Raw genomic sequence first — 4,247 nt, 5'->3', positions numbered from 1 at the left:
CTTGCTCGGAGCTTCCTTAAAGCCGTTACAGCCGAATTCAAACAGTTTCTCATGTATGCGTATAAAGCGGAAGAATTCAATTTTTACGCTGAGGCGCATTTGCCCAAGATTAAATGTGTAACTGACAAGAAGACCGGCAAGCCTGTCGAACGCAAGCCACATATCCACGTCATCGTGCCGCGTATCAACTTGCTCAGTGGTAATGAAGCCAACCCCGTGGGCTTCTATAAGAATCATGAGAAGTATTTTGAGGCTTTCCAGGAATATCTAAACCAGAAGTACAACCTTGCGTCACCCAGAGAGAATGTTCGGGTAGACATTGCTGATGCCGCAAGCGTGCTGTCCAGGTACAAGGGCGATGACTTCTACGGTAAGAATCGGGAGTTCAAGCAAACGCTGGTTAAGCAGGTGATTGAAAAGAACGTGACCAGCCGTGAGGCGTTCTATGAGTTGGCGGCCACCTACGGTGAAACGCGCATCCGCAATCAGGGCAAAGACAATGAGTACGTGGCCGTCAAGTTGCCCGGCGATGCGAAGTTTACCAACCTCAAAGAAACCATCTTTCACGATAACTTTATCGTCAGGCGCGACTTGAAAAAGGAGCCGCTTGATAAAGCGATCATTGCCCAGCGGTTAACTGAATGGCCGCAACGGGCGATGGAAATCAAGTATGTGGAGAAGGCGACACCGGCGTTTCGCAAGCGTTATGTGGCTGCCAGCCCAGAAGAGCGTCAGCAGTTGCTTGCTGAGCGCGAGCAGAAATTCTACCAAGTCCATGGAGAACACAATGAAAACGTACACACCGGGCAACGACAGAGAGATCACCAGCGAAGTCCTGCTGAAACTACGGGGCGACGCACTGCCGAGCCTGCCGATGGCTTGCAAGACCTGTCCGTCAGCGATGTGGCAGATCACCGGCAAGCCGGATCGGCCCGAAGCCGTGACGGTGCGCTGTTACTGCCCAGTGATGCACACGTTCACCTGGGACAGTCGCAACCAGGAGGAGATTCTGGATTGCGACCACCTGTACCAGGAGGAGGACGAGGAAGACGGAACGGGTCCACAGCTGAGCGAGGAAGAGGAGGAAGCGGGCCTGCCGCCGTTTCTCAGGAGGCAACGGGAACAGCAACGCCAGCAGGCGCTACAGGCCGACGCCGGGCCGGAGCTGGAAAGCCCCGAAACGCCCGAGTACGAGCTGGACGAATAATCCCGCCGTATGCCAAGAACCCTCACCGTGTCGCCACCATCGCTGACATCGAGGAGCGAGGCCGACGCCTTTTTGATCCGCTCAAGAAGCCTTCTGACAACGCGCTGGTGTTCTACAGAGCACCTTCCGTCACGTCGATGCCCAAGGCAGCGACTGCGACAGCAACGCCTGGACGATCCACTGCCGGGCGTAGGCCCAGGGCTCCAGGCAAGCCTCGCCCTCCCCGCCAATGGCGGCCTGGCTCTGTCGTCCCGCCCTACGCCAAGAACCCCCACCGGGTCGCCACGGTGGCTGACATCGAGCAGCGCGCCCGGATGCTGTTCGATCCGCTCAAGCGGCCCACAGACAAGGCGCTGGTGTTCAAGCGCGCCTCGATCAAGGCCCTGACCGTTAACAGGCAGGCCTCGACGGTGGCCGCGTATTTCACGCGGGAAGCGCAGCACAACCAGATTGCCCCGGCTCATCGCCGGGCCATACGCCGGATCGATCAGCAGTATTACGCGCTCAGGCGCGCCGTGTTCTCCGATCAACGCTTAACCCGCCAGGACAAGGCGCAGCTGGTTTCCGTGCTGACCTTCGAACGGCTCAAAGCACGTGAACAGTTCCGCAACCCGAAACCCAACATCGAGGTAAATCTCATGGGCAGTGCAGCCATACGCAATCTTTTAGACGATGAAAAAGAAGACCCAGGCTTCAGCATCAGCGGTGCCAGAGGGCCTGGCCCTGAAGGCGTGCGTGACCGTGTGAAGCGGGTCATGGATCGCTTTGCCAAACAGGTTGATCCCGCCGCCGCCAGTCAGCGCGCGCGCGATCTAAGTGCCAAGGACCTTTACACGCGCAAAGCCAAGTTCAGTCAGAACGTGCATTACCTGGACAAGCAGACCGACAAGACCCTGTTTGTGGACACGGGCAAAACAATCTCCATGCGTCGCACGGGGATTACCGAGTCCGGGGTGTCCGTGGCCCTCCAGCTGGCCCGGGAAAGGTTTGGCAGCACACTCACCATCACCGGCACCGCCGACTTCAAAAAGCTGGTGATCGAGGCCGTGGCCAAGAACGGTCTGGACGTTCACTTCACTGACAAGGCCATGAACCAAAGCCTGGCGGCTCGCCGTGCAGAGCTGGAGATTGAACGTGACGGCCTAATCATTGGACCTGCCAACGACCTTACCCGGCACGTAAACGATTCCACGCGGGACGTGCGCGACCAGGCGGATCGCATGGGCGTTACGGTGCCGATCGAGGCGCTGTACGGCGAAGGCAAAACGGCTGAGCAGGTGAGCCAGGCGCTGGCCACCCAGTTGGACACCGTGCCGGAACCAGAGCGCATTGCGTTCGTGGAGACGGTGGCGATCACCCTGGGCATTCCAGAGCGTGGCGAGCCCAAAGGTGACCAGGCGTTTGCGCAATGGCAGGCGCAGCGTGCGCAACCGGCGGCGGATTCCGCAGCAACGGCTTCAGCAGAAACGCCGACCCCCGTGCCAACGCCTTCAGACGCTGCGCCTGAACCGGTGAGCCCAGAAGCCGCGAAGCCTGCTCAGGCCAACGACCCTGACCTGCAGAGCCCCAGCGAGCTGGTCAGGCTTGAAGCACAATGGCGTCGTGATTTTCCGATGTCTGAAGCGGATGTCAGGGCCTCTGATACGGTCATGGGCTTGCGAGGTGAAGACCATGCCTTCTGGATCATTGCGACGAATGACAAGACCCCTGAAGCGGCTGCCCTGCTGACGGCTTACATGGAAAACGACAGCTATCGCGAAGCGTTCAAAGCCAGCATCGTCGCCGCTTACAAGCAAGTCGAAAACTCGCCTAAGTTGGTCGATGACCTGGACCACCTCACGGCGATGGCTGCGCAAATAGTCAATGAGGTGGAAGACCGTTTGTTCCCTGCACCTCAACCAGCAACGGGCCAGACAGCCCCTGCCAAGAGCAAGGTCATTGAGGGTGCGCTGATCGAGCACGGGGAAGCACCGTATCAGCACAAGAAAGACAACCAGATGAGCTACTTCGTGACGCTCAAGCCCGAGGGGGGTAGACCCCGCACGGTGTGGGGCGTAGGGCTGGAAGATGCCATGAAGGATTCGAATCTGAAGCAAGGTGACCAGGTGCGTTTGGAAGACCTGGGCACGCGGCCTGTCGTGGTGCAGGTCATTGAAGAGGATGGCACTGTGACGGACAAAACGGTCAACCGCCGCGAATGGTCAGCGCAGCCCATCGCGCCTGAGCGGGAAGTGGCTGATACCACGCCCAAGGGGCAGGCCGCAGCAGCCGGCACACCGGAGCTGTCATCGCCTGATGAAGAAGACGGCATGAGCATGGACTGAGCCGCTTGATGTGCCACCTCCTAGCCAGGAGGTGGCACCTAAGAAATCACACCTCAACCCTGTGCAGCGCCAAGTCCGGCGCGCTGGCGCAGGGTTCTGTTCGCATACGCAAAAAGGAGAAGTAAATGAGTAACCGCAGAACGCAAAAACTGCACGCGCAGCACGTGCTCGAAACCATTGCCCTCGGCATTGCGCAGCCTGTCGTGCTGCCTCGCGAGACGATTGAAGAGGCGCTTCGTGAGGCCATCATGGATGGACGGCTTGAACCGGGTGAACGGCTTGCGCAGCAAGCCATCGCCAATGCTTTTCAGGTCAGCCGAATGCCCGTGCGCGAGGCGCTGCGCTCGTTGGAGACCCAGGGTTACATTGCCGCGCAGTACCACAAGGGCTACCTGGTCACGAACGGCAATGAGCCGCCCCAGTGCGGTCACCTGCCTGGCTTGCTGAGGTGCGTTGCAGAGGGCCATAAGAGGCTGGCCGACCTCGAATCAAAAGTGGCCTTTGAAAACGAAATCCTGCGCGTCCTGGGCCTGCTGCGCCCCACTCCGTGCTGATGAGTGGCCTAGCTCTTTGAAAGCAACGGATTTTGTAGGGCGAAAAGCGGAGGTCCCATGTTACTATCCGGCACAGTTTTATTTGCAGGAAAGCGACGATGTAGATTCACGAATCGCAGAAACCAAAAAGCCCCGCTTGCCGGCGGGGCTTTTTGGAAAATC

General features: G+C 58.8%; 4 protein-coding genes and 1 pseudogene. 3 read left to right on the top strand and 2 right to left on the bottom strand.

Annotated elements, in window-relative coordinates; all coding sequences use genetic code 11:
* Nucleotides 1–237: pseudogene (locus ALO64_RS25970) on the bottom strand (hypothetical protein); the annotation flags it as partial.
* 54 nt (nucleotides 238–291) lie between these two features.
* Nucleotides 292–567 carry a hypothetical protein gene (locus ALO64_RS13420; protein ID WP_044345648.1) on the bottom strand — a complete coding sequence of 92 codons (276 nt, stop codon included), beginning with the start codon at nucleotides 565–567 and terminating at the stop codon, nucleotides 292–294.
* Between the two features lie 220 nt (nucleotides 568–787).
* On the opposite strand from ALO64_RS13420, the gene ALO64_RS13415 reads away from it, so the two are divergent.
* The 3 genes from ALO64_RS13415 to ALO64_RS13405 all read left to right on the top strand — a co-directional run bounded on the left by ALO64_RS13415 (nucleotide 788) and on the right by ALO64_RS13405 (nucleotide 4,085).
* Complete coding sequence (locus ALO64_RS13415; RefSeq protein ID WP_044345647.1) at nucleotides 788–1,207, top strand: hypothetical protein; 420 nt, start codon at nucleotides 788–790, stop codon at nucleotides 1,205–1,207.
* A gap of 287 nt (nucleotides 1,208–1,494) precedes the next feature.
* On the top strand, nucleotides 1,495–3,531 hold the full coding sequence (locus tag ALO64_RS13410) for an LPD7 domain-containing protein (RefSeq protein WP_328586225.1): 2,037 nt from the start codon (nucleotides 1,495–1,497) through the stop codon (nucleotides 3,529–3,531).
* A gap of 125 nt (nucleotides 3,532–3,656) precedes the next feature.
* Nucleotides 3,657–4,085 (top strand): GntR family transcriptional regulator, encoded by a 429-nt coding sequence (locus ALO64_RS13405; protein ID WP_044345645.1) that lies wholly within the window; start codon nucleotides 3,657–3,659, stop codon nucleotides 4,083–4,085.
* Nucleotides 4,086–4,247 lie beyond the last annotated feature (162 nt).

Source organism: Pseudomonas meliae (genome assembly GCF_001400515.1).
GTDB classification, from domain to species: Bacteria; Pseudomonadota; Gammaproteobacteria; order Pseudomonadales; family Pseudomonadaceae; genus Aquipseudomonas; species Aquipseudomonas amygdali.
This window is presented reverse-complemented; position numbering and strand designations above follow the sequence as displayed.

What these genes read in the sequence shown, in the direction of transcription:
- ALO64_RS13415 (WP_044345647.1), top strand. Translation starts at nt 788, where the DNA reads ATGAAAACGTACACACCGGGCAACGACAGAGAGATCACCAGCGAAGTC.
- ALO64_RS13405 (WP_044345645.1), top strand. Translation starts at nt 3,657, where the DNA reads ATGAGTAACCGCAGAACGCAAAAACTGCACGCGCAGCACGTGCTCGAA.